General features: G+C 64.7%; 22 protein-coding genes. 10 read left to right on the top strand and 12 right to left on the bottom strand.

The features are described 5' to 3' along the window. Nucleotides 1-24 precede the first annotated feature (24 nt). Nucleotides 25-1,137, bottom strand: coding sequence for an alanine dehydrogenase (gene ald, locus ACEWPL_RS10945; RefSeq protein ID WP_393934264.1), 1,113 nt, complete (start codon nt 1,135-1,137; stop codon nt 25-27). 133 nt (nt 1,138-1,270) lie between these two features. Between ald and ACEWPL_RS10940 the strand changes: the two genes are divergently transcribed. Both ACEWPL_RS10940 and ACEWPL_RS10935 read left to right on the top strand, forming a co-directional pair. Then, the gene (locus ACEWPL_RS10940) at nt 1,271-1,729 is read left to right on the top strand and encodes an Lrp/AsnC family transcriptional regulator (RefSeq protein WP_393934265.1); all 459 of its coding nucleotides are present in this window, start codon (nt 1,271-1,273) and stop codon (nt 1,727-1,729) included. A gap of 143 nt (nt 1,730-1,872) precedes the next feature. Further along, entirely contained in the window at nt 1,873-2,208 is a 336-nt protein-coding gene (locus ACEWPL_RS10935) for a DnaJ family domain-containing protein (RefSeq protein WP_393934266.1), read from the top strand. A gap of 129 nt (nt 2,209-2,337) precedes the next feature. On the opposite strand, the gene pnp is transcribed toward ACEWPL_RS10935, so the two are convergent. The 8 genes from pnp to rbfA all read right to left on the bottom strand — a co-directional run bounded on the left by pnp (nt 2,338) and on the right by rbfA (nt 10,535). Beyond that, nucleotides 2,338-4,470, bottom strand: a complete 2,133-nt coding sequence (pnp, locus tag ACEWPL_RS10930; protein ID WP_393934267.1) for a polyribonucleotide nucleotidyltransferase — start codon at nt 4,468-4,470, stop codon at nt 2,338-2,340. 283 nt (nt 4,471-4,753) lie between these two features. Beyond that, nucleotides 4,754-5,023 (bottom strand): 30S ribosomal protein S15, encoded by a 270-nt coding sequence (gene rpsO, locus ACEWPL_RS10925; protein ID WP_393934269.1) that lies wholly within the window; start codon nt 5,021-5,023, stop codon nt 4,754-4,756. A 174-nt stretch (nt 5,024-5,197) separates the two neighbouring features. After that, complete coding sequence (locus tag ACEWPL_RS10920; protein ID WP_393934270.1) at nt 5,198-6,319, bottom strand: calcium-binding protein; 1,122 nt, start codon at nt 6,317-6,319, stop codon at nt 5,198-5,200. A 74-nt stretch (nt 6,320-6,393) separates the two neighbouring features. Next, the gene (locus tag ACEWPL_RS10915; protein ID WP_393934272.1) at nt 6,394-6,915 is read right to left on the bottom strand and encodes a DUF1643 domain-containing protein; all 522 of its coding nucleotides are present in this window, start codon (nt 6,913-6,915) and stop codon (nt 6,394-6,396) included. Continuing rightward, nucleotides 6,912-7,823, bottom strand: coding sequence for a tRNA pseudouridine(55) synthase TruB (gene truB, locus ACEWPL_RS10910; protein ID WP_393934273.1), 912 nt, complete (start codon nt 7,821-7,823; stop codon nt 6,912-6,914). Before truB ends, ACEWPL_RS10915 begins: the two co-directional genes overlap by 4 nt. Nucleotides 7,824-7,878: 55 nt before the next feature. Then, nucleotides 7,879-9,291, bottom strand: coding sequence for an MATE family efflux transporter (locus tag ACEWPL_RS10905; RefSeq protein ID WP_393934275.1), 1,413 nt, complete (start codon nt 9,289-9,291; stop codon nt 7,879-7,881). Nucleotides 9,292-9,391: 100 nt separating this feature from the next. Next, on the bottom strand, nt 9,392-10,147 hold the full coding sequence (locus tag ACEWPL_RS10900; protein WP_393934277.1) for a phosphodiester glycosidase family protein: 756 nt from the start codon (nt 10,145-10,147) through the stop codon (nt 9,392-9,394). Further along, nucleotides 10,140-10,535, bottom strand: coding sequence for a 30S ribosome-binding factor RbfA (gene rbfA / locus ACEWPL_RS10895; protein ID WP_393934279.1), 396 nt, complete (start codon nt 10,533-10,535; stop codon nt 10,140-10,142). The genes ACEWPL_RS10900 and rbfA overlap by 8 nt, the downstream gene beginning before the upstream one ends. Before the next feature lie 86 nt (nt 10,536-10,621). Here rbfA and dapB point away from each other — a divergent pair, with 86 nt between their 5' ends. After that, nucleotides 10,622-11,440 carry a 4-hydroxy-tetrahydrodipicolinate reductase gene (dapB, locus tag ACEWPL_RS10890; RefSeq protein WP_393934281.1) on the top strand — a complete coding sequence of 273 codons (819 nt, stop codon included), beginning with the start codon at nt 10,622-10,624 and terminating at the stop codon, nt 11,438-11,440. 100 nt (nt 11,441-11,540) lie between these two features. On the opposite strand, the gene ACEWPL_RS10885 is transcribed toward dapB, so the two are convergent. Next, the gene (locus ACEWPL_RS10885) at nt 11,541-12,944 is read right to left on the bottom strand and encodes a Hint domain-containing protein (protein WP_393934282.1); all 1,404 of its coding nucleotides are present in this window, start codon (nt 12,942-12,944) and stop codon (nt 11,541-11,543) included. 258 nt (nt 12,945-13,202) lie between these two features. Here ACEWPL_RS10885 and ACEWPL_RS10880 point away from each other — a divergent pair, with 258 nt between their 5' ends. From ACEWPL_RS10880 to ACEWPL_RS10855, 6 genes are all read left to right on the top strand, one after another. Then, nucleotides 13,203-13,595 (top strand): DUF2946 family protein, encoded by a 393-nt coding sequence (locus ACEWPL_RS10880; protein ID WP_393934283.1) that lies wholly within the window; start codon nt 13,203-13,205, stop codon nt 13,593-13,595. Nucleotides 13,596-13,692: 97 nt separating this feature from the next. Then, entirely contained in the window at nt 13,693-15,747 is a 2,055-nt protein-coding gene (locus ACEWPL_RS10875) for a TonB-dependent receptor domain-containing protein (protein WP_393934284.1), read from the top strand. Next, a complete protein-coding gene (locus ACEWPL_RS10870) occupies nt 15,722-16,678 on the top strand; it encodes a MotA/TolQ/ExbB proton channel family protein (protein WP_393934286.1) in 957 nt (318 codons plus the stop codon). The genes ACEWPL_RS10875 and ACEWPL_RS10870 overlap by 26 nt, the downstream gene beginning before the upstream one ends. Nucleotide 16,679: 1 nt before the next feature. Next, on the top strand, nt 16,680-17,063 hold the full coding sequence (locus ACEWPL_RS10865; protein WP_393934287.1) for an ExbD/TolR family protein: 384 nt from the start codon (nt 16,680-16,682) through the stop codon (nt 17,061-17,063). Between the two features lie 2 nt (nt 17,064-17,065). Beyond that, a complete protein-coding gene (locus ACEWPL_RS10860; protein ID WP_393934289.1) occupies nt 17,066-17,488 on the top strand; it encodes an ExbD/TolR family protein in 423 nt (140 codons plus the stop codon). Next, nucleotides 17,485-18,327: an energy transducer TonB family protein gene (locus ACEWPL_RS10855; RefSeq protein WP_393934291.1), complete on the top strand. Its 843-nt coding sequence runs from the start codon at nt 17,485-17,487 to the stop codon at nt 18,325-18,327. The genes ACEWPL_RS10860 and ACEWPL_RS10855 overlap by 4 nt, the downstream gene beginning before the upstream one ends. Nucleotides 18,328-18,436: 109 nt before the next feature. On the opposite strand, the gene betI is transcribed toward ACEWPL_RS10855, so the two are convergent. Next, nucleotides 18,437-19,120 (bottom strand): transcriptional regulator BetI, encoded by a 684-nt coding sequence (gene betI, locus ACEWPL_RS10850; protein WP_393934292.1) that lies wholly within the window; start codon nt 19,118-19,120, stop codon nt 18,437-18,439. 125 nt (nt 19,121-19,245) lie between these two features. On the opposite strand from betI, the gene betA reads away from it, so the two are divergent. Then, complete coding sequence (gene betA / locus ACEWPL_RS10845; RefSeq protein ID WP_393934294.1) at nt 19,246-20,922, top strand: choline dehydrogenase; 1,677 nt, start codon at nt 19,246-19,248, stop codon at nt 20,920-20,922. On the opposite strand, the gene ACEWPL_RS10840 is transcribed toward betA, so the two are convergent. Continuing rightward, nucleotides 20,919-23,090, bottom strand: a complete 2,172-nt coding sequence (locus tag ACEWPL_RS10840; RefSeq protein ID WP_393934295.1) for a DEAD/DEAH box helicase — start codon at nt 23,088-23,090, stop codon at nt 20,919-20,921. The genes betA and ACEWPL_RS10840 overlap by 4 nt on opposite strands. Nucleotides 23,091-23,191: the final 101 nt, after the last annotated feature.

Genomic DNA, 23,191 nt, shown 5'->3' with positions numbered 1-23,191 from the left:
CGCATGTCGCGGCCCCCTCGGGAATTACAGCAGCGACTCGGGATGCACCCAGTCGATGCCCAGAGCCTCGCCGACCGCCTTGTAGGTCAGCTGGCCCGCATGGACGTTGAGACCGTTCAGCAGATGCGCGTCATCGGCGCAGGCCTTCTTCCAACCCTTGTCGGCCAGAGCCAGCATGAATGGCATAGTGGCGTTGCCAAGCGCGATGGTCGAAGTGCGCGCGACCGCGCCGGGCATGTTGGCGACGCAGTAATGCATGATCCCGTCGACCTCATAGATCGGGTCGGCATGGGTCGTCGCCTTCGACGTCTCAAAGCAGCCGCCCTGGTCGATGGCCACGTCGACCAGAACCGCACCGGGCTTCATGTCGGCGAACTGTGCGCGCGTCACCAGCTTGGGCGCGGCGGCTCCGGGGATCAGAACCGCGCCGATGACCATGTCGGCTTGTGTCAGATACTCGGCCACGAGGCCCGCCGAGGAATAGCCGGTGTTGAACGTGCCGCCGAAGACATCGTCAAGGTATCGCAGACGCGGCAGCGAGCGGTCGAGGATGGTCACATCCGCGCCCATGCCCGCAGCGATCCGCGCGGCATGCGTGCCGACAACACCGCCGCCGATGACCAGCACCTTTGCCGGGCCGACACCGGGCACGCCGCCCATCAGCACACCGCGACCGCCGTTGGCCTTTTGCAGCGTATAGGCGCCGACCTGCGGCGCAAGACGCCCCGCGACCTCGGACATGGGGGCCAGCAGCGGCAGGCCCCCGTTGCGGTCGGTGACCGTCTCGTAGGCAATCGCAGTGCAGCCCGAAGCGATCAGGTCATGCGTCTGGTCGGGATCGGGCGCGAGGTGCAGATAGGTGAACAGCAGCTGGCCCTCGCGCAGCATCTTTCGCTCGGCGGCTTGCGGCTCCTTGACCTTGACGATCATGTCGGCGGTGTCGAACACCTCCTTGGCGGTGCCGATGATCCTGGCACCTGCGGCGATGTAATCCTCGTCCGAGAAGCCTGCGCCAACCCCGGCACCCGACTGGATAAGAACCTCGTGACCGTGCTGCACGGCCTCCTGCGCGGCGTTGGGCGTGACGCCAACGCGAAATTCCTGCGGTTTGATTTCTGTCGGGCATCCGATTTTCATGACTTATCCTCCTGTTGATTGCGCCACATATGAAGCAGCTGCCACGCAAGGCGAGTGAAATTTCGCCCGTCAAACCGCTTTTCATGGCAAGAATCTTCGATAAACTGGCTCGGCATGCGAAAGGATTGCCGGAATGTCCCTCGACTCACTCGATCGCCGCCTGCTGAACGTGCTGCAGAAACGCGGCCGCATCTCGAACGCGGACCTCGCCGAGACAGTGAACCTCTCGGCCAGCGCCTGCCACCGCCGGGTGCAGCGGCTGGAGGCCGAGGGCTATATCACAGGCTATGTCGCGCTCTTGGACCCGCAAAAGATGGGCGTCTCGGCCACGGTCTTTGTCGAGATCACGCTCTCGGCGCAGGCCGACAATGTGCTCGAGGCGTTCGAGACCGCCGTCGCCCGCGTGCCCGACGTGCTGGAATGCCACCTGACGGCGGGCACGGCGGATTACATCCTGAAGATCGTCGCCGAAAGCACCGAGGATTTCGCGCGCATACACCGGCAGTATCTGACGCGGTTGCCGGGAGTGGCGAAGATGCAATCGAGTTTCGCGCTCAGGACGGTGTGCCAGACAACGGCGCTGCCGGTCTAGCGGGGAGATCGAAGGTCAGCAAAGCGGGACGAAGCGGACGTCCTGCGCAAGATTTTGAGTGCCCGCCTTATTTCCAGTGGCTATGTTCGACAGATCGTCGTGACATTGGATGAGCGTCGTCGGTGAGAAGGCAGTAATACATCATGACCCTATCCTTTCACCGCCTCGTGGAGCAGCAAATCCAGAAGGCCCTTGCGGAGGGCAAGCTTCGCGGCCTCGAAGGCGAGGGGAAACCGCTGCCCGACCGCTCAGGCGAGGCTTTCATTGACATGGCAACAGCAGTGGCGGCCCGCATAATGGCCGAAGCAGGCGCACTGCCCGAGGAATTCAAAATCAAGAAGCTGCTGGAAGCGGCGAAGCAGAGCTACAAGGAGGCAGAGGGCGACGATGCCAAAGGCGTTGCGATGGCTCTGATCGCCGACCTCCAGCAGCGCTACAACATAGCCGTTGAAGCAAGGCGGCGGTTCATGGGGTCTTAGCCTGAAGCGGCAACTCGTCGGCTGCGCAGCATTCGACACAATGGGCTCAAAGCCGACATTATACTGGCTGAACCAAAAAGCCCCGGCGTCTCCGCCGGGGCTTCTTCATTCCAACCTAAGAGAAATCCCTCACCCTTCGGCTTTCTCTTCCGTCACTTCCTCGCCGGTCTCCTGATCGACGACTTTCATCGACAGGCGCACCTTGCCGCGGTCATCGAAGCCCAGAAGCTTGACCTTCACGTCCTGGCCTTCCTTCAGAACGTCCGAAGGATGGTTCAGGCGACGGTTCTCGATCTGGGACACGTGGACCAGACCGTCCCGCTTGCCAAAGAAGTTCACGAAGGCGCCGAAATCGACGATCTTGACGACCTTGCCGTCATAGACCTGGCCCTCTTCGGGCTCGGCCACGATGGACCAGATCATGTCATAGGCCTTCTTGATGGCCTCGCCGTTGGGCGATGCGATCTTGATGATGCCCTCGTCGTTGATGTCGACCTTGGCGCCCGACACTTCGACGATCTCGCGGATGACCTTGCCGCCCGAGCCGATGACTTCACGGATCTTGTCCGTCGGAATCTGCATCGTCTCGATACGCGGCGCATGGACCGAGAATTCCTGCGCGCCGGTGATCGACTTGTTCATCTCGCCCAGGATGTGCATGCGGCCGTCCTTGGCTTGGGCCAGGGCCTTTTGCATGATCTCGGGCGTGATGCCCGCGACCTTGATGTCCATCTGCAGCGAGGTGATGCCGTCCTTGGTGCCTGCGACCTTGAAGTCCATGTCGCCTAGGTGATCCTCGTCGCCCAGAATGTCGGTCAGAACCGCGTAGGAGCCGTCCTCTTCGAGGATCAGGCCCATGGCCACACCGGCCACGGCGGTCTTCAGCGGAACGCCCGCATCCATCATGGAAAGCGAGCCACCGCAGACCGACGCCATCGAGCTGGAGCCGTTCGATTCGGTGATCTCACTGACCAGACGGATCGTGTAGGGGAAGTCCGTCGCGGCGGGCAGAACTGCCTGCAGCGCACGCCAAGCCAGCTTGCCATGGCCAATCTCGCGGCGGCCCGGAGGGCCCACGCGCCCAGCTTCGCCCACCGAGTAGGGGGGGAAGTTGTAATGCAGCAGGAAGTTGGATTTGAAGTTGCCATGCAGCGCGTCGATGAACTGCTCATCGTCACCGGTACCCAGCGTGGTGACGACCAGGCCCTGCGTCTCGCCGCGGGTGAACAGCGCCGAGCCGTGCGTACGGGGCAAAAGGCCCGTCTCGCAGACGATCGGGCGCACCGTGTCGAGCGCGCGGCCGTCGATCCGCTTGCCGGTTTTCACGACGTCGCCGCGCAGAACCGAGGCTTCCAGCTTTTTCAGGGCCGAGGAGAGGTTCGGATCTTCCAACTGCTCTTCGGTCAGGGATGCCTTGATGGCCTCCTTGGCGTCGGACACGGCTGTCGTGCGCTCCTGCTTGTCGGTGATCGCATAGGCGGCGCGGATCTTGTCCTCGCCGGCTGCCTTCACCGCCTCATACAGCTCCGAGTAGTCGGCGGGCTGGAAGTCGAACGGCTCTTTCGCCGAGGCTTCGGCCAGATCGATGATCAGATCGATCACCGGCTGGATCTGCTCATGCGCAAAGTTCACCGCGCCCAGCATTTCCTCTTCGGTCAGCTCGTATGCTTCGGACTCGACCATCATCACGGCGTCCTTGGTGCCGGCGACAACCAGATCAAGGCGTTGATCGGGGTTGTTCTTGAGGTCCTGCATGTCGTCGACGGTGGGGTTCAGGATGTAATCGCCATCCTCATAGCCCACGCGGCAGCCCGCGATCGGGCCGCGGAAGGGCGCGCCGGAAATGGTCAGCGCGGCGCTGGCAGCGATCATCGCGACCATGTCGGGGTCGTTGACCAGATCGTGGCTGAGCACGGTGCACATCACCAGCGTCTCGTTCTTGAAGCCGGGGACGAAAAGCGGGCGGATCGGACGGTCGATCAGACGCGCGGTCAGCGTCTCTTTTTCCGTCGGGCGCGCCTCGCGTTTGAAGAAGCCGCCGGGCACTTTGCCGGCCGCGTAGTATTTTTCCTGGTAATGCACCGTCAGCGGAAAGAAATCCATTCCGGGCTTGGGCGCTTTGGCGAATGTCACGTTGGCCATGACCGACGTCTCGCCCAGAGTGGCGATGACCGATCCATCGGCCTGACGGGCAATCTTGCCCGTTTCCAGTGTCAGCGTTTCCTCGCCCCACTGGATTGATTTTTTCACTTCGTTGAACATCTATCGTTTCCTATCTGGAGGCACAGCGGGCCCCTGCCCGGTCCTCCGTTTTCAATGGCGGCCCCATTGCCGCCGACCCCAATCATCTTGTGTTCCAGGTGCCGGGGCCATGGCACACAGTCTCAGATGGGCGGGCCATACAGGAAAACGAAGCGTTTTGGAAGGCATTGCGGCAGAGCGCCAGTGTCCATCCCAAAGCCTCCAAACAATACTGGTGCCGAACGCAAAACGCCCGCTGGATGCAGCGGGCGTTTCCGTATTGAACTTAAACCGAAATGTGCGCTTAGCGGCGGATGCCCAGGCGCTTGATCAGGTCCTGATAGCGCGCTTCGTCCTTGGCCTTGGTATAGTCCAGCAGCTTGCGGCGCTGGGCGACCATTTTCAGAAGGCCACGGCGACCGTGGTTGTCCTTCTTGTGGGTCTTGAAGTGCTCGGTCAGGGTGGTGATCCGCGAGGTGAGGATGGCAACCTGAACTTCGGGCGAGCCGGTGTCGCCTTCCTTGGTTGCGAATTCCTTCATCAGGCGGTGCTTTTCTTCGACGGTGATCGACATCGGGATCTCCTTGTATCAAGGGTTGCGGGCGCAAGCCGGGATGTCGTCCAGCAAGGTCCATAGAGAATCGGCGCCAGCCGGGGGCAGACGCACGCTGCGGCGTATAGGGCAAATACGGCGGGTTGAAAAGATGCTGTGCCGAAAGCGGTTTGAGGTACGCAAAAGGCACATGCGTCAGAGGCGGATCTGGGCCCCCAGCAGGCTGGAGCCGATGACGGTGATATGCCCTGCGTTCAGGCCCGCCACTTTGTTGACCGCCGCGATAGCGGTGCCGTTCAGCATGACATGCATGATTCCATCGTCATTCGGGTCTTCTGCCAGATCGACATCCGGCGCGCTGCCATCTGCGTCATCATAGACCACCATCAACGTGTCCTCGTCCGGCGCAAAGTCCAGGATCTCGGCCTGATGCGCGGCGCTGAGCCACTCGCCAAGGATGACCGTATCCGCGCCGTCGCCGGTGGTGACGATATCGTCCGCGCCGGCGGTGATCACGTCTGACCCGCCACCACCGTTAAGGAAATCCATCCCGTCGGTATCGGTCCCGCTCTCCCCCTCGTAGCCCGACAACGTGTCATTGCCCCAGCCGCCGAAGAGCGCGTCATGTCCGGCGCCGCCGCGCAGATCGTCATCCCCCAGACCGCCATGCAGTGCGTCATCGCCATCACCGCCCTGCAGCATGTCATCGCCAGCGCCGCCGACAAGACTGTCAGCTCCGGCGCCGCCGTCCAACCTGTCCGTGTCGCCATGGCCATGAAGCAGATCATCTCCGTCGTCGCCAGTCAAAGAATCATCGCCGCCATCACCATTCAGGATATCCGCATCAGCGCCGCCCAACAGCGCATCCGCCCCGAGGCCGCCCCAGAGCTGATCAGCCTCCGGACCGCCTGTCAGCGTATCGTCACCCGCATAGCCATTGGCCACATCGCGCGCCTGCGCCCCTTCGATCAGGTCATCACCGGAGGTACCCACAGTTACGACCTCATCCTTGGCAGTGGGAAGCTCGGGTAAAGTCTGCGCCATGCCCGGCTCTGCCATGTCCATACGTGACATAACGGCGAGCTGAACCTCGTCGGCATCCGATTGAGCGGCGGCATCGTCTATAGGATCGTCCGCCTCTATGCTCGGCTCATCTTCCGCGCCGACATAGGCCAGCAGCCCGCCCTCGGCGTCGACTTCGGTCTGTTCTTCTTCCGACTCATCAGGCAGGTCGTCAGCCGCGTTCATAGCGGACACACCGATCAAGGCGCTTGCGCCCAGCGCGACCACTCCCAACAGACCTGCAATCAACAGCATGCCATCAAACCCTATCGCCTCGGCGCAGAATGCCCCGAGACGGCTATACTGCACAGTCAATTATGAGCAATTGGTTAACGGCTGTGCGAAACATCCCACAGGCAGGGCTGCTGCGCATAGGCGACGTATAGTGGATGGCGCGGATGGCCCTCCTTGGTCAGGCCCAGATGGTGGAGCGCCACCCCCGCGCCGCGCAGCAGGGCCAGGACTTGCGGCCCCCGGTCCAGATGCGCGCCATGCGTGCCCCAGGCGGCCACATTGCATGCGGCCCAAGCGCAGCCTTCGAGGATGGCGGCGTCATTGGCGGGGCCGACGGGATCCGCCGCCGCGCGCATCTTGCGCGGATCGGTATCGCGCCAGGCAAAGATGTTGCTGACGCGAAACGCGCCAAAGCCCAGCGTGCGCGCCCTCCGCTCGCACCGCTCGACGGTGGGGTCGTTCTGCAGCTCGGTCGCAGTCGAGGGGTTCAGCATGATGAAATGCACGCGCCCGCCGCCCTCATCCCAGATGCGGGTCAGGGAATATCTGTAGCGCTCGCAGTCCGAATAGACGGCGGTCGAGGCCGCGTCGCCCTTGAGATGCGTGCGCGTGATCACGCCGGATCCACAAAGACGCGGCTGGGATGCAGTTCGCCCGCCTTGTAGATGCCCACGGCCACGGCGCGCCCGTCCAGCGAGGCCCAGCATTCGTCGCCGTATTCCGCCTCACCGGGATAGACCATCCCCGGATTGCCATTGCGCAGCTTGGCCGCGCCCTCGGGGGTGCAGCGCAGCTCGGGCAGGTCGGTCAGGCCCACTTCCAGCGGCTGGACATACGCGTCAAGCGCCGGGTCATGGGCCAGCTCGTCGATGCGGTCCAGCGTCAGGCCATCCTCGGCCTCGAACGGGCCCGACCAGACGCGGCGCAGCCACGTCACATGGCCATGAGAGCCCAGCGCGTTGCCCAGATCGCGCGCAATCGAGCGGACATATCCGCCCTTGCCGCAGACCATTTCCAGCACGGCGTTATCGGGACCGGGGCGGTCCGCCAGCAGCAATTCGTCCACGAAAAGGGGCCGCGCGGCCAGCGTCACATCCTCACCGTCGCGCGCCAATTTATACGCGCGCTGCCCGTCGATCTTGACCGCCGAGAACTTGGGCGGCACCTGCATGATGTCGCCCGCGAACTGGTGCAGCGCCTCCTTGATCTCGTCATCGGAGGGGCGCGCGTCGCTTTGTGCGATCACCTCACCCTCGGCATCGTCGGTATTTGTTGCGGTGCCAAAGCGCACCTCGAACCGGTACGCCTTGAGAGCGTCGGTAATGTAGGGCACCGTCTTGGTCGCCTCGCCCAGCGCCACGGCCAGCACGCCTGTCGCCTCGGGATCCAGCGTGCCGGCATGGCCCGCCTTCTTGGCCTGTAGCGCCCAGCGCACCTTGTTGACGACAGAGGTCGAGGTGATGCCAGCAGGCTTGTCCACGACCAGCCAGCCGGAAATATCGCGTCCCTTGCGTTTGCGTGCCATGCGCCTTGCCCTCATTGCCTCGAAGCGCGCGGGCTAGCCCAAGGGCGCCGGGCTGTCAATCGCGGGCGGGTGTCGGCTCGGCCCCCATGACCCCGGCCAGCCGATCCGATGGGATGCGAATGGGCGCCCAGTCAAGGACACCAAGGCCGACCGAGCGCACGGCGATCAGCGACAGCCACCCGCTGACCAGATTGGCCACCAGCGCGCCGATGATCATCCCGCCATAGCCGCCCAACTGGACGCCGAGCCACGTCATCGGGACATAAAGGAGAAAGATCCGGGTGCCGCTGAGGCTCATCGACCAGAGGGCGCGGTCACGGGCGTTCATCGCCGCATTGGCAGTGATGAGGATGCCATACCCCATGAAGCCCCAGCTGGCGATGCGCAGATAGGTGGCGGTATAGACCTGCGCCTCGCTGCCCGAGGTCATGATCCTGGCCAGCGGCACCGCCGAGACCAGCAGCAGCGCCGCAACGCCAAGCCCGAAGATCACGCAAGCGGCATGACAGATGCGCAGGCCATCGCGCGCACGCTCCTCGTTGCCTGCACCCCAAGCCTGTCCCACCACCGGCCCGATCCCGGAGGACAGCGCCAGAAGCGGCACGACGACCACGCCCTGAACGCGGGTGGCGGCGCCGAAGCCCGCAACAGCGGTATCGCCGATCGTGGCGACAAACCCGGTGACGATGGCCATGCCCAGCGGGTTGATCGCATTCGACATGGCGGCAGGCGCCCCAACCCGCACGATGCGCCGGACCGAGCGGACGGCCCCCTGCCACGGCGCCGAGCCAAGTTGCAGCACGCCCGCCTGCAACGCAAACAGCACCAGCCCGGTCAGCGACGCCATCCGCGCCAATAGCGAGGCAAGGCCCGCGCCATCCATGCTCATCGCCGGGATAGGGCCAAGCCCGAAGATCAGCACCGGGTCCAGCCCGATATTGAGAAGCGCCTGCAGCAGCATCGTGACCGCCGCGACTCCGCTGCGCCCACCCGCGCGGAAGACGGCGTTCAGCGCCATGCCGGTCACCAGAAAGGGAAAGCTGAGGCACCAGAAGCGCATGTAGCCTAGGATGGCCTCCAGCACCTCATTCTCGGCCCCCATCGCGCCGAAAAGATAGGGCGCCAGCAGGTAGACCAGCAGCGACACCGCGCAGGACAGGGCCAGTGCCAGCGTCATCGCATGCAACGTCATGCGGCGCCTGTCCTCCGCCTCTTCGCCGCGCCCGATGGCCTGGCTGATGACGGTGTTTGTGCCCGCCGATAGTCCAATGGACAGCGAGGTGAGCGCCGTAATCACCGGAAAGACAAAGCCGATCGCCGCCAGCGATGTCGCACCATCGCGCGCAAGGAAGAACGCATCGGCCAGCCCGACGCTGAGAACGCCAAGGATGCCGATGGTCATAGGCGCGCTGACGGACCAGAGCGCGCGGCCGACAGGGCCATCGTTCAGAGTTTTCTCGGCACTCACGGCGGGCAATCCTCGGGCATGGCTGCGGCCCGGATCGGCCGCCAAACCGCAAACCTAAGGCGAATTGCGCAAAAGCCTAGGGATCAGCCGCGCGGCGATACTACTCGGCTGGCGCGCGGCGCACCGTGCCGATGATAGGGCCCATGGGAAAGCCGATATCGCTGCGGTTCAGATCTGGCGCCTGAAGGCGCGAGATATTGCCATCGAAGTAAAGCGCCTGCGGCAGATCGAGGTGATCCCGAAAGAGCCGCCCGAAGTTGTGAAAATTGACCGGCCCCTCCGAGATCGCAAAGACGGCGCGCATGCCATCCGCGCTGGTCCCGACGCCGTTGCGCACATAGAGGCTGTCGCTATCCTCGAGGAACCTCGGGTGCAGCGCGCCGTCGATGACCAGCATCGGCCCCGATTGCGTCGCATAGCGGCACGCGGGCGCCTCGGCCTTGAAGCGCAGCGTCTCGATCACGTCGGCGCGACCTTCGCCGATGCACAGAACGCCATTCGGCAGCAGGCCGAAATTGCCCGGCCCCTCGCGGGTGACTAGGCCCGCCTGCTGCTGGCCATCCTCGACGTATAAGCCGACCGGCCGGCGGTCTGAATGGTACATGCCCGCGTTCATGGCGAAATCCAGCGCCGCGCCCTCGGCGCGGAGCATGGTATCGACGCGGCTGAAACTGCCCAGATTCTCGCCGTTGGCATCCTTGAGAAAGAGACGCAGATCCTCGCTGCGCATGACGACTTCGCAGATCACGTAGCGCACGCCATCAAAGGTGTCGGTCCGGCAGTCCGCGGCGAGAAGCGCGGCGGGCATCAGTCCAAGCCCGGCAATCAGCGCCGCGGCCCGAACCGCCTTAGTCATCCAGATCGCGCTGCACATCGCCTTGCGAGAATAGCCGCCGGGTCTCGTCCATCTGATCGAATGTGGTATCGAGGCGAAACCGCAGGTCGGGCGCGAATTTGAGGCCCAGCTTCTTGCCCACGACGCGGCGCAGCTCGCCCTTGTTGCGCGCCAGAAGGGCGGGCAGCTCCTCCTGCCCCTGCCCGCCCAGTGGCATGACATAGGCTGTCGCGATCTTGAGGTCGGGCGACATGCGCACCTCGCCCACCGTCACGGACATGCGGGCCAGATCGGGGTCGTGGATATCGCCGCGCGACAGCACCTCGGCCAGCGTGCGGCGCACGTTCTCGCCCACCTGAAGCTGACGTTGCGAAGGGCCGGGGCCATCATGAAACTTGTTCTTTGCCATAAGCCTGCATTTAGTCCCTATGGCGCCCTTTGCCAAGCGGTGATGCCCGCGCTATCAAAGGCGGCAATCAGCAAAGGGGCAGGATGATGAGCGCAGGACCGGGCATTACAGTGACAGGCGCATCGGGACGGATGGGCCAGATGCTGATCCGCACCATCATGCAGAGCGAGCGTGCCCACCTTGTCGGCGCGGTCGAGCGTACGGGCCATGGTTGGATCGGGCAGGATGTGGGCGAGGCGATGGGCGGGGCCAAGCTGGGCGTGACCGTCACCGACGACGCGCTGGAGGCGTTCCGCCACGCGCAGGCTGTCATTGATTTCACCGCGCCCAGCGCGACCATCGCCTTTGCCAAGCTGGCGGCGCAGGCCCGCGCAGTGCATGTGATCGGCACCACCGGATTTACTGCGGACCAGATCGAAGCGCTGATCCCCGCCTCGCGCCACTCGGTCCAGGTGCGCGCAGGCAACATGAGCCTTGGGGTCAACCTCCTCACAATGCTGACCGAAAAGGTCGCGCGCGCCCTAGATGAGGATTTCGACATAGAGATCGTCGAGGCGCATCACAACCAGAAGGTCGACGCGCCTTCGGGCACCGCCCTGATGCTGGGCGAGGCGGCGGCCACCGGGCGCGGCGTCGCGCTGGACCGCGTGGCAGACCGAGGGCGCGACGGCATCACCGGCCCGCGCGAGCGGGGGCATATCGGCTTTGCCGCGATCCGCGGCGGCGATGTGGTGGGCGAGCATGACGTGATCTTTGCCGCCGCGGGCGAGCGCATCGTGCTGCGCCACATCGCCACCGACCGCGCCGTCTTTGCCCGCGGCGCGCTCAAGGCCGCGCTTTGGGGACAGGGGCGGTCGCCGGGAACCTATGACATGCTCGACGTGCTGGGGCTTGGGGACGGGTGACGGGGGCGCTTTGCGGACACAGGTGAAGTTTCGCTGTGGCTGCTTCGATGACCGTTACGAGTACGGCTGAGGATTACTGGAAACAGGCTCCAATTAATTCTTAGCTGACGTGTTTAAGATGACGTTCCTCACCTCTCGGCAGAGCCTCGCGCACCTCGTCCGATTCCCATCGCTCCATCATCAGGTCCAAATCCCATTTTCTGATATCTTTCGCGGTGCGCTGCTCTTTGACTTTCTTGCACTTTGTGAGATGCCGTCGCACCTCTCCGACTTTGAGGCATTTGCGGGCGGCCGGGCCATTCAGGGCTGCACCGTCCGAGACTGCAGGTCCGAAGATGTCGGCGAGGAGTTTGCGTTCGATGCGCGCGAGCCCATTTGTCACCATCGGCCCGAGTAGCAGGCTTTCCGACAAGCATCCATTGGCACTTACTACCTCGTGGCGGTCGCAGGCGAAATGAATCCAGGTGATTGAGGTTTTGCCCTTCATGTGGCGAATGCCCGGCAATGACGTCAGGGATTTCGCCGGGGCAAAGGCCTCGGCCTTGAACCAACCATCCAACTGTCCGCCGCCGCCGACAACCACCCGGTGTTGTGGCGACACGATCAGGTCCTGCATAGGCAGCCCACGCCCAAGCGCCCCGGCGGCGATCAGTACGGGCTTGGCGTCAGGCTCGACCTGTTCCAGCGGATGACTGCCGCTGCGCACCCAGCGAATGGGTTGCGGGCCGTGATCCAGCGTGTTCACCATATCACCCACCGCCAATGCCTCGACCGGGCGCTGCCCATCGGGCGTATCGATCAATGTGCCGGGGGCGTAGCAAGGTGGCCCCGACAGAGCATCCGGCGTGCCGTTTACAGTGCTGAAAGAGAACGTTCCGGCCGGATCGCCATAGTCGAAATCATTGGTGGAATAATTGCTCTCCATAAAGGAGTCATTGCCCGAACCCTCAAGCTCAAAGACCGTTCCCGCTCCGTCCGTGAATCCGGCAATCGCGTTGTCACCGCCAACGTATGCATCCTGAATATCTTCATAGATATATTCGACGTGAAAATCGCCACCACCCAGATCAGTGAGCACGACCTGGAAGGAGTTTGCGGCACCATCGTCATCATCCTCGTAGTCGTCGTTGCGATAATTGTAAGGCTCGACGGCGTCCCAAGTGATCGTGATCTTGCCGTTCGCGGTGTCAAAATCCCAGTAGACCTCGCCACCTTGGTCCACATCAAGGTCAGAGTAGAAAGGCACAAGTGCAGGGAGATCGATGACGGGGAAGCCGTCGTCATTGTCGTTGTCATGTGACCCACCGAACGTGATTATGCCATTCACGCCGAGATAAATCTCGGAGTAGGTTGTTCCGAAGAAATTCATCCCGCCACTGAAAACAGACGTAATGTCGATTTTGACATTGCCGTCATCATTGTCGCCGGAAAATTTGCGGGTCGACGAGAACGCATTCTCGCCGTAGCCGGCAGGCCCACCCATCCCCGAGTTCATTGTGGCCATGATGTTCACCTCCAAAGGTCACGTGGGACCCTAGCGCGTCAAAGGCAAAAGGGTGATTAACGTCACGCGGTAAATGCTGAAAATGCGAAGGAAACTCTCTTCGGATTTTATCGGGCGTGTGAGGATTGCAGTGGTCGGCGGCGCCCTCCATTGCCGTGGCTAGGCGCAAAACCTACTGTCCTCACCGCGACATTTTGGCCAAGACTCCAAGGCGCCTTTAGGGTTGCGCAATCACGGAGTTTTGTATGAAAGGGAGCAATGTTGTCTTGCAATCGCATATCGGCCTTTTTGAACGCCTTCTGCGGCGTTCTGCTCTCCGCGCTGCTTGCGGTGCAGGTTGCGATGGCGTCGGCACCGATGCCTGCGGACGCGGATACGCGATTCAGCATGGTCATCTGTTCCGCCGATGGGCTGCGCATGGTCACGTCTGGCGACGAGGACCCGGGGGATGAGTCCACCGACCCATCGGCGCGGCACGGGCATTGCACGCTTTGCATTCAGGTGGTCGACCTGCCGGGGTGCGCCGGCCCGTGGCAATCTGCCGGACAGATCGAGACGACCCAACGCGCCGCCATCACCGCATCCGCCCAGACACGCGGCCAAGTCTCGGCCCGCGCTGACGGCATTCGCGCACCCCCCGTTCACGTCTGAATTCGCCTTAACGCGATCCTTCGCGAGGGTCGGCGCCCCTGCGTGACCGGCACCGCTATAGGATCGCATGTCTTCAGACTTCTGACGGTAATTCCAAATGACATATCGCAAACCACTGTGCCTTGGCACACATGCTCTTCTGCTCTGCACGATCTCTGAACTGGCCTTGGCGCAAGAGCTGAGCGAGACCACCATTGCGCTCGATCCGATCCTCATCGAGGGGGACATCATCGCCGACGGCCCCATGTCCACCGCACTGGACCCGCAGCTGGCACCTATCGCGCCGGCCAGCGACGGCGCCGAGATTCTGCGCCAGGTGCCCGGCGTAACCGCAGGCCGCATGGGCGGCCACGGGCTGGAACTGGTCATTCGCGGCCAGCAGCAGAACCAGATCAACGTGATCGATGCGGGCTCGTTCACCTATGGTGCCTGCCCCAACCGGATGGACCCGCCGACGGCGATGGCATCCTTCAACCGCGCGGATGAGATCATCGTGCAAAAGGGTTATTCCACCGTCACAAACGGCCCCGGCGGCTCAGGCGGGGCGGTGATCCTCAAGCGAAACCCACCCGAACTGGACCAGGAAGTGGCGTTCAGCGGCGCGGTCAGCGCGGGCATTGCCAGCAATGGCGGCGGTCAGGACGTGGCCGGGCGGTTTACCTATGATCTGGGCAATGGCCTCTACCTTCAGGGCGCCGGCGAGGTGAAATCGGCCGACAATTACGAGGACGGCTCGGGCCGCGAGGTGCGCAGCGCCTACGATCAGCGCAGCGCCGGTGTGACGCTGGGCTATGTCGGCACCGGGATCGATCTGGCCTTTGACCTCGAATACGACCTGGCCGAGGATATCCTCTTTCCCGGCGCGGGCATGGACAGCCCGTTTGACGAAACCTACACCTATCGCCTGCGCGGCGGGGTCGACGTGGCCATGGGCGCGCTGCACCGGATCGAGGGCACGCTTTACTACAGCACCGTCGATCACGTGATGGACAACTATTCGCTGCGTCCCGTCGGGGCCATGGCGATGCGCGTGCCCGCCACCTCGGATACGGGCGGCGGCAAGCTGGAAGGGCATTTCACCTTCGGCGCGACCGAGGCGAAGATCGGCGTCGACTACCAGTCGAACAACCGCAACGCGACAGCCTTCATGGGGATGCCGGGCATGATCCCGCTGCTCGAGGCGGAAAACCCCGCGCGCGCCGCCTTCCTGATGTGGCCCGATGTGACCATCGCGCAGACCGGGATCTATGCCGAGACTGAGACGGCGCTTTCCACGGCGACCTCGCTGATCGCGGGGCTGCGCTATGACTACGTGCATGCGAAGGCGGGCAAGGCGGCGGTCACCCCCGCGCTCGGCGCCGCGCCCAACACGTACTACACCGCGCAATACGGCACCGATTTCAACGCCTCGCGGGACGAGCATAATGTCGGCGGCCTGCTGCGGCTCGAACATGACCTGAACGACGACACCATGATCTTTGCCGCACTCTCGCGCTCGGTCCGGACAGCGGACGCGACCGAGCGGGCGATGGCGCGCCCCAACTGGGTTGGCAATCCCGATATCGACCCGGAAAAGCATCATCAGCTGGACCTCGGCGTGCAGATCGACAAGGGCAGCTGGTATCTGGATGCCAAAGCCTATGCCGACTGGGTGCAGGACTTCATCCTGCGTGACCAGTTCAGCGTCGCGGGCGTGACCACCTACCGCAATGTCGATGCACAGTTGGCCGGGGTCGAGATTGCCGCCGGTTGGGCGCAGGGCAACTGGGAAATCTGGGGCGACGCCACCTATACCTATGGCGAGAATACCTCGGACAACCGGGCGCTGGCGCAGATCCCGCCGCTGCAGGGGCAGATCTCTGTCGCCTATGGGCAGGATGGCTGGCGCGGCGGGGCGCGTGTGAACTGGGCGACCGAGCAGGACCGGATCGACCCGTCCCGCGATCCGGGAACCACGCCAGGTTACGCCACGCTGGACCTCTTCGGCAGCTACGCGCTGTCGGGCAAGGCAACGCTGCTGGCCGGTATCAACAACGTGACCGATGAAACCTATGCCAATCACCTCAGCCGCTCGAACCTCTTCGACGCGACGGTGACACAGGTGAACGAGCCCGGAAGGACGATCTATGTCAAACTCGAAGCGACCTTCTGATCGCGCCTGGGGCCGGGCGCTGCGCATGGCCTGTGCCTGCGCGGCGCTTGCGCTGCTGCCCTGCGGCGCGGCGCTGGCCCAGGAAGCCGAGACCGGGGGCACGTCCCCCGGCTCATCCCAGCCCGCCCCGTCACTGCAGGTCGAGGCACCGACAGCGCCAAGCGCTGCAGCCGAGGATCACTCCGGCCATTCCGGCATGGCACCCGCGCCGGAGGCGCCAGTGATGCCCGAGGCGGCAGAGCCAGCCATCACTGCGCAGACGGCCCCGGCCAGCGGCGCCTCCGACGCGCTGACATTTCTCCAGCGTGGCGGGCCTGCAATCTGGTCGATCTCGGCGCTATCTGTTGTGGCCCTTGCCCTCATTCTCTGGAAGACTTGGCGCCTCGCCATGATGGGCGCATGGAGCGGCGGGCGCCGCGTGCAAAGAGCCGTCGCAATCTGGACCGAGGGCCGCGAGGCGGAGGCGCTGGCCGATCTTGAGGGGCGCCGCACCTGCCGCGCCGCGCTGGTGCGCACCGCCATGGCCGCACGCCGCGACGGCACGCTCGACGATGCAGGCGCGCGTGCCGAAACCGAGCGCGTGGCGCGGGGCCTCATCGCGCGCGCCCGCGATGGTCTGCGCCCGCTGGAATTGATCGCAGCGATTGCACCACTTCTGGGCCTTCTCGGCACGGTCTTGGGCATGATCGCCGCCTTTCAGGCCCTGCAAGAGGCTGGCAGCCGCGCCGATCCGGCCATCCTTGCGGGCGGTATCTGGGAGGCGCTGCTGACCACGGCGGCGGGCATGGCGGTCGCCATTCCGGCCTCAATGGCGCTTGCGTGGTTCGAAAGCGTCGTGGACCGGCTACGCAGCGAGATGGAGGATGCCGCCACCCGGATCTTCCTGCGCCCGACTGCGCAGGACACGCCCCTCGCGCGCGCGGCCGAGTGACATGTTCGCCTTCGACACCCCAAGGCCCACGCGCAGGCCCAGCCTGACCCCGATGATCGACGTGGTCTTTCTGCTGCTGGTGTTCTTCATGCTGGCCTCGCGCTTTGGCGTCGATGGTGCCCTGCCGCTGAACACGGCAGGGCAAGGCGCAGGCGCCGCCTGGTCAGGCCCGCCCCGCCTGATCGACATCTTGCCGGAGGGCCTGCGTCTCAATGGCCAGCCGCTTGCGGCGACGGCGCTGCTGCCCGCCCTCACCGACTTGACCGAAGCGCCCTCCGACACGATCATCCTGCGCGCCCAGGAGGACGCCCAGCTTCAGCGCGTGGTCGATGTGATGGAGCGCCTGGCGCAGGCTGGGTTCACCGCGCCGGTGCTGGTGGAATAACGATGCGTTTTTCCGACCCGCCCCGCCGCAAGCCCTCGGACAGCATCGTGCCGATGATCAACGTGGTATTCCTGCTGCTGATCTTCTTCCTGATGACGGCCCAGATCGCGCCGCCCTTTCCCATCGATGTCAGCCCCCCGACCGCTCAGGAGGCCGGCGCGCCCGCCGAGGCCGATCTCACGCTCTACCTCAGCGCTGACGGCGCGCTGGCCTTCGAGGATGCTACAGGCCCCGCCGCACTCCGCGCACTCGCCCGCGCGCGCGAGCCGATCTGCGCGGGCGGGCCATGGCCATGCACCGACACCGCGCCCCCCTTGATCCTGCGCGCCGATGGCTCCGCCTCGGGCGCGGCGCTCGCCCGTCTGATGGGCCAGCTGGCCGAGGCAGGATTCGCGCAAGTCCAGCTTGTCACGGTGCCGAAATGAGGCGCGCGGCGGAGTTTGCCGTCTTTCTCGTGCTGGCCGCCGCCGCTCATCTGGCTCTCGCCGCGCTCGGGCCCGAGGCAGAGGGCGCGCAATCCGCCGGTCAGGGGGGCGCGGCCACCGTCACGCTACAGGCCGCCTCCGCGCAGGTCAGTGACATGGTCGCCCGCTGGGAAACCCCGCCCGAGGCGCTGGAGCTGGAACAGGACATGCCGGCGCCCGCAGCCGAAACCGCGCCCACCCTGCCCGCGCCCGATACCGGGCCTGTCCCGATGAGCCAAGGCCTCGGCCTGCAACTGCCAAGCGACGACAGCACGCCGGATCAGGTGGATACCTCATCCGCCACACCGGCAGCCGCGCGCTCCGAGGTCTCGGACACCAGGCCGCGCATGCGCCCCGCCCAGCCGCCCAAACCCACCCCGGCGAAGACGTCCCCGCAAACAAGCCAACCCAAATCGCAATCCAGCGCCGCACAGACCGCAAGCGGCAGCGGCGGCAGCGCCAATGCCGGGTCGGCCGGTAGCAGCGCCGCCGCGACCCTCAGCGCGGGCCAACGCCAGAGCCTTGTCGCCCAGTGGGGCGCGCAGGTCCGCAGCAAGATCGAGCGCAGCAAACGCTACCCCTCCGCCGCGCGCGGCGCCGAAGGCACTGTGCATGTCCGCATCACTATCGCTCGCGATGGCAGCCTGCGCGCCGTCTCGGTCGCCACCACGTCTGGTCATGCCGCGCTCGATGCCGCCGCCCTGCGCGCGGTCAAATCTGCGCGCCGGTTCCCGCCTGCCCCACGCCTGCTCGATCAGCCCAGCTACACGTTCACGCTCGCGATGCGCTTCAGCACCTAAGCGATAGCGGAAATCAACACGCCAAGACCGCTCATTCTTCTTGCCGAAAATATCCTGGGGGAGGCGCCCGAAGGGCGCCGGGGGGGGGGCAAAGCCCCCTGGGCGCCGTTCAACTGCCGGTCAGAGCCTGATCGCGAAACGCGCGAGTGGTCAGGATGAGGCTGGCAAGCGTCTGCATCTTGGCCAGCGCCGCATCCATGTCCGTCGGCGCAATCGCGCTGCCCGCCAGCAGGTGCCGCGCCGCGTAATCGACCTCAGCCACGCCATCGGCGCCCGTCATGGGCGCGATCTGAAAACTGGCGCGCAGCCAGATCCCGTCCATCACCGTGCGCAACTGAAACGCGATGCGCGGCGCGTCCGCAACGCCCAAAGGCCGCAGCGCGCTCATCAGGTTGCTGCGCATGCGGGCATGTACCACGGTCTGGATTCGCTGGCTTTGCTCGTTATGTGGAACGTCCGAGCAAAGCGAGATCCAGGCGTGGCAGATCTCCTGCTGGAAAACGGGCGCCGCAAAGTTCCCCACGATGATCGCATAAAGCCGCTCCAACGGGGTTTCGGCATGGCGCAGAAGCTCGGTCACGCAATCGCGCAGGACGGTGTTCGCCTTGCGCTGAACCCCTTCGAACAGAGCGTCCTTGTCCTTGAAATGGTGCAGGACCACGCCCTTGGACACACCCGCGATCTTGGCCACCCGGTCCAGCGTCGTGCCCCGGATGCCGTGCTGCACCAACGCATCGAAGGCCGCCTGGGACAGCTCTGCCCGCCTGATATCCCCGATGCTTTTACGTGCCATATGCCTGCCCATCTCCGCCTCCTTCCAGTCTAGGGCGGCGGCTTGGGAGTCACAATATTTACCTTTTGACTATAAAACTGACCATTGGTAAGTATTTGAGCCAAGATGAAGCTCAGGAGAGTGCGATGCAGGCGGATTTCGTGATCATAGGGTCGGGCTCGGCAGGCTCGGCGATGGCGTATCGCCTGTCCGAGGATGGCAAGCATAGCGTGCTGGTGCTGGAATATGGCGGCAGCGATGCGGGGCCGTTCATCCAGATGCCTGCCGCTCTCAGCTATCCGATGAACATGAAGCGTTATGACTGGGGCTATCGCTCCGAGCCCGAGGCGCGGCTGAATGGACGACGCCTTGCCGCGCCTCGGGGCAAGGTCGTGGGCGGCTCCTCCTCGATCAATGGGATGGTCTATGTGCGCGGCCATGCCGGCGATTTCGATCATTGGGAGCAATCCGGCGCGATCGGCTGGGGCTATGCGAGCGTCCTTCCCTATTTCAAGCGCATGGAGAACTGGACTGACGGCGGCCAAGGCGGCGATCCGGCGTGGCGCGGCACCGACGGACCGCTGCACGTGACGCGAGGGCCGCGGCACAATCCGCTCTTCGACGCCTTTCAACAGGCCGGCCAACAAGCCGGCTACGAGGTGACCGAGGACTATAACGGCGAAAAGCAGGAGGGCTTTGGCCCGATGGAGCAGACGGTCTACAAGGGCCGCCGCTGGTCCGCCGCCAGCGCCTATCTGAAGCCGGCGCTGAAGCGGCCGAATTGCGACATGATCCGCTGCTTTGTGCGGCGCGTCATCATCGAAGAGGGCCGCGCGACCGGCGTCGAAATCGAGCGGGGTGGGCAGATCCAGGTGATACGCGCGAACCGCGAGGTGGTGCTGGCGGCCTCCTCCTTCAACTCGCCCAAGATCCTGATGCTGTCAGGGATCGGCCCCGCCGCGCATCTCGCCGAACATGGGATCGACGTTGTGGCCGACCGGCCTGGCGTGGGCGGCAACCTGCAGGATCATCTGGAGCTTTACATCCAGCAGGCCTGCATCCAGCCGATCACGCTTTTCAAGCACTGGAACGTCTGGTCCAAAGGGATGATCGGGGCGCAATGGCTTTTCGGGAAAAGCGGGCTAGGCGCATCGAACCAGTTCGAGAGCGCGGCCTTCCTGCGCTCGAAACCCGGCGTCGACTATCCCGACATCCAGTATCATTTCCTGCCAATGGCGGTAAGGTATGACGGTCAAGCGGCGGCCGAGGGGCATGGCTACCAGGCCCATGTCGGCCCGATGCGATCCAAGTCGCGCGGGCGGGTCAGCCTTGGGTCGTCCGATCCGATGGCGGCGCCGAAAATCGCCTTCAACTACATGTCCCATGACAGCGATTGGGAGGATTTCCGGCACTGCATCCGCCTGACACGCGAGATCTTCGGGCAGGCGGCCTTCGATCCCTATCGCGGCAAGGAAATCCAACCGGGCGAGGCGGTGCAATCGGATGTCGACCTCGATGCCTTCATCGCCGAGCATGCCGAGAGCGCCTATCACCCTTGCGGCACCTGCAAGATGGGGGCGCTGGACGATCCCCAGGCGGTCGTTGACGCCGAGTGCAGGGTGATCGGCGTCGACGGGCTACGCGTCGCCGACAGCTCGATTTTCCCGCGTATCACCAATGGCAACCTGAACGCACCCAGCATCATGACCGGCGAGAAGGCGGCCGATCATATCCTGGGCAAGCCCCCCCTGCCTGCCTCGAACCAAAGGCCATGGGTTCACCCCGGCTGGCGCGAGACGGTGAAGGCGGCGATACCGGCCTAGTCTTTGCCGCCCTTTGGGCCGCCGCTGCGCGGCTTGCCGAAGGGTTTTGCGCCCGGCTTGCCACCGGGTTTATCGCTTGGCTTGGCAAAGGTCTTGCCCCCTGGTTTGCCGCTGGGTTTGCCAGTGGGCTTGGGCGCGGCGCCGGGTTTACTGCTATAGCCCTCGGCGGCCTTGGCGGCGGCGCGGGCGCGGTTCTTCTTGCTGTTCGGCTTGCCCACGGCGGGCGCACCGCCGGGTCCGGTGGACTTGGCAAAGCCCCCGGTCTTGCCCTTGTATTTCGGCTTATCGCCTGCCGCCGTCACCGCACCGTCACGGGAATAATCAGGCTTCGGCCCCTTGCGGTGGGGCTTGGAGGGCGCGTCGCCCTTCGGCTTTTTATAGCGGGGCGCGGGCGCGTCATCATACTGCACCGGCTTGCTGGACGGCGCGCTGGACTTGGTTCGCGGCTTGCGCTCGGGTGCCTCGGCCTGCGGCTGAATCGGGGGCAGATCGTCCATCTGGCTGGGCGGGGGCGGAGATTTGGGCGCGGGTTTCTTCCATTCGGGTTTCGGCCCTGAATGCATCTTGCCTGCGGGGCCGCCCTTGCGCTGCGCGATCGCAGGGGGCTGGCTCAGCTCCTTCACCTCGGCGCCATCCTCGACGCGCATCGCGTCGCCGATTGCGGCCTTGAATCCTGCGACGGCGGGCTTGCGCAGCTCGACATAGCTCTCATCGTCGCCGACGCGGATCGCGCCGATATCCTCGCGCGTTATACCGCCCGCCTTGCAGAGCATCGGCAGAAGGCGGCGCGGCTCGGCGCCCTTGGCGCGGCCACCGGAAATGGAGAACCAGACCGAGGGGCCGAAGGCGGCGCGCGGCGCGGGCTTCTCGCCCGGATCGCCCAGATCCTCGGGGGCGGAATGACGGGCATGGTAGAAGCGCAGGTAAGCGGCGGCGATCTGCTCGGGCGAGAACCGCTCGAGCAGTTTGGCGACGGCGGGCGTTTCGCTTTCAGTGATGGCCTCGGACCATGCCTCGTCGCCCAGCATCCGCTCCTCGTCCTTGGCGGTGACCTCGTCAGCGGAGGGGGCTGGACCCCATTCGGCGCGCAGCTTGGCCCAGTTGAGGATACGCTCGGCCTTCTTGCGGGCTACAGGCGGCACTATGAGCGCGCTGACGCCCTTGCGCCCGGCGCGGCCAGTGCGGCCCGAACGGTGGAGCAATGTTTCGTGGCTGCCGGGCAGTTCGGCATGAACCACCAGATCGAGATTGGGAAGGTCGATGCCTCTAGCTGCCACATCGGTCGCCACGCAGACGCGGGCGCGCCCGTCGCGCATCGCCTGCAAGGCATGGGTGCGCTCGGACTGCGACAACTCGCCCGAGAGGGCGACAACGGCAAAGCCGCGATTCGAGAGGCGCGTGGTCAGGCGGGCGACCATGGCGCGGGTGTTGCAGAAAACGATGGCGTTGGGCGCCTCGTAAAAGCGTAGGACGTTGATGATCGCGTTCTCGCCATCGCGGGGCGAGACGTTCATCGCGCGGTATTCGATGTCCGCGTGCTGGCCCTTTTCCGCGCTGGCCGTGCTGACACGCACGGCGTCCTGCTGATAGCCCTCTGCCAGCTTGGCAATGGCGGCGGGCACGGTGGCCGAAAAAAGCAGCGTCTGGCGCGTCTCGGGCGCCTCACCCAGAATGAACTCCAGATCCTCGCGGAACCCCAGATCCAGCATCTCGTCCGCCTCGTCCAGAACCACGGCGCGCAAGGAGCCAAGGTTGATCGAGCCGCGCATGATGTGATCGCGCAGGCGGCCCGGCGTGGCGACGACGATATGCGCGCCGCGCTGCAACGCGCGCTTTTCATCACGCATGTCCATCCCGCCGACGCAGGAGGCAAGGATCGCGTTCGCCCCGGCATAGAGCCACGACAGCTCGCGCTTGACCTGAAGGGCCAACTCGCGCGTTGGCGCGATGACCAGGGCCAGGGGTGCGCCGGCGGCATCGAAAACCTCGGCCTCGTCCAGCAGGGTGGGCGCGATGGCGAGGCCAAAACCCAGCGTCTTGCCCGAACCGGTCTGGGCCGACACCAGCATGTCGGCGCCCGTCAGGTCCGGGTTCGTCACGGCCTCCTGAACGGGGGTGAGCGTGGTGTATCCACGGGCTTTGATGGCATCGGCGAGGGCTTGTTTCACGGGTCTGGATTTCTGCTTTGTCATGGGTGGGCGCGCCGGGGGCGGGCGCCACAAGTTGCGCGGTCTATACCCTTGTGCCGCCGATGTATAGCGCTGTCATG

Origin of the sequence: Roseovarius roseus (assembly GCF_043355935.2) — a bacterium.
Lineage (GTDB): Bacteria > Pseudomonadota > Alphaproteobacteria > Rhodobacterales > Rhodobacteraceae > Roseovarius > Roseovarius roseus.
The sequence above is the reverse complement of the archived record's forward strand: the minus strand, read 5'-3'. Positions and strand labels throughout refer to the sequence as shown.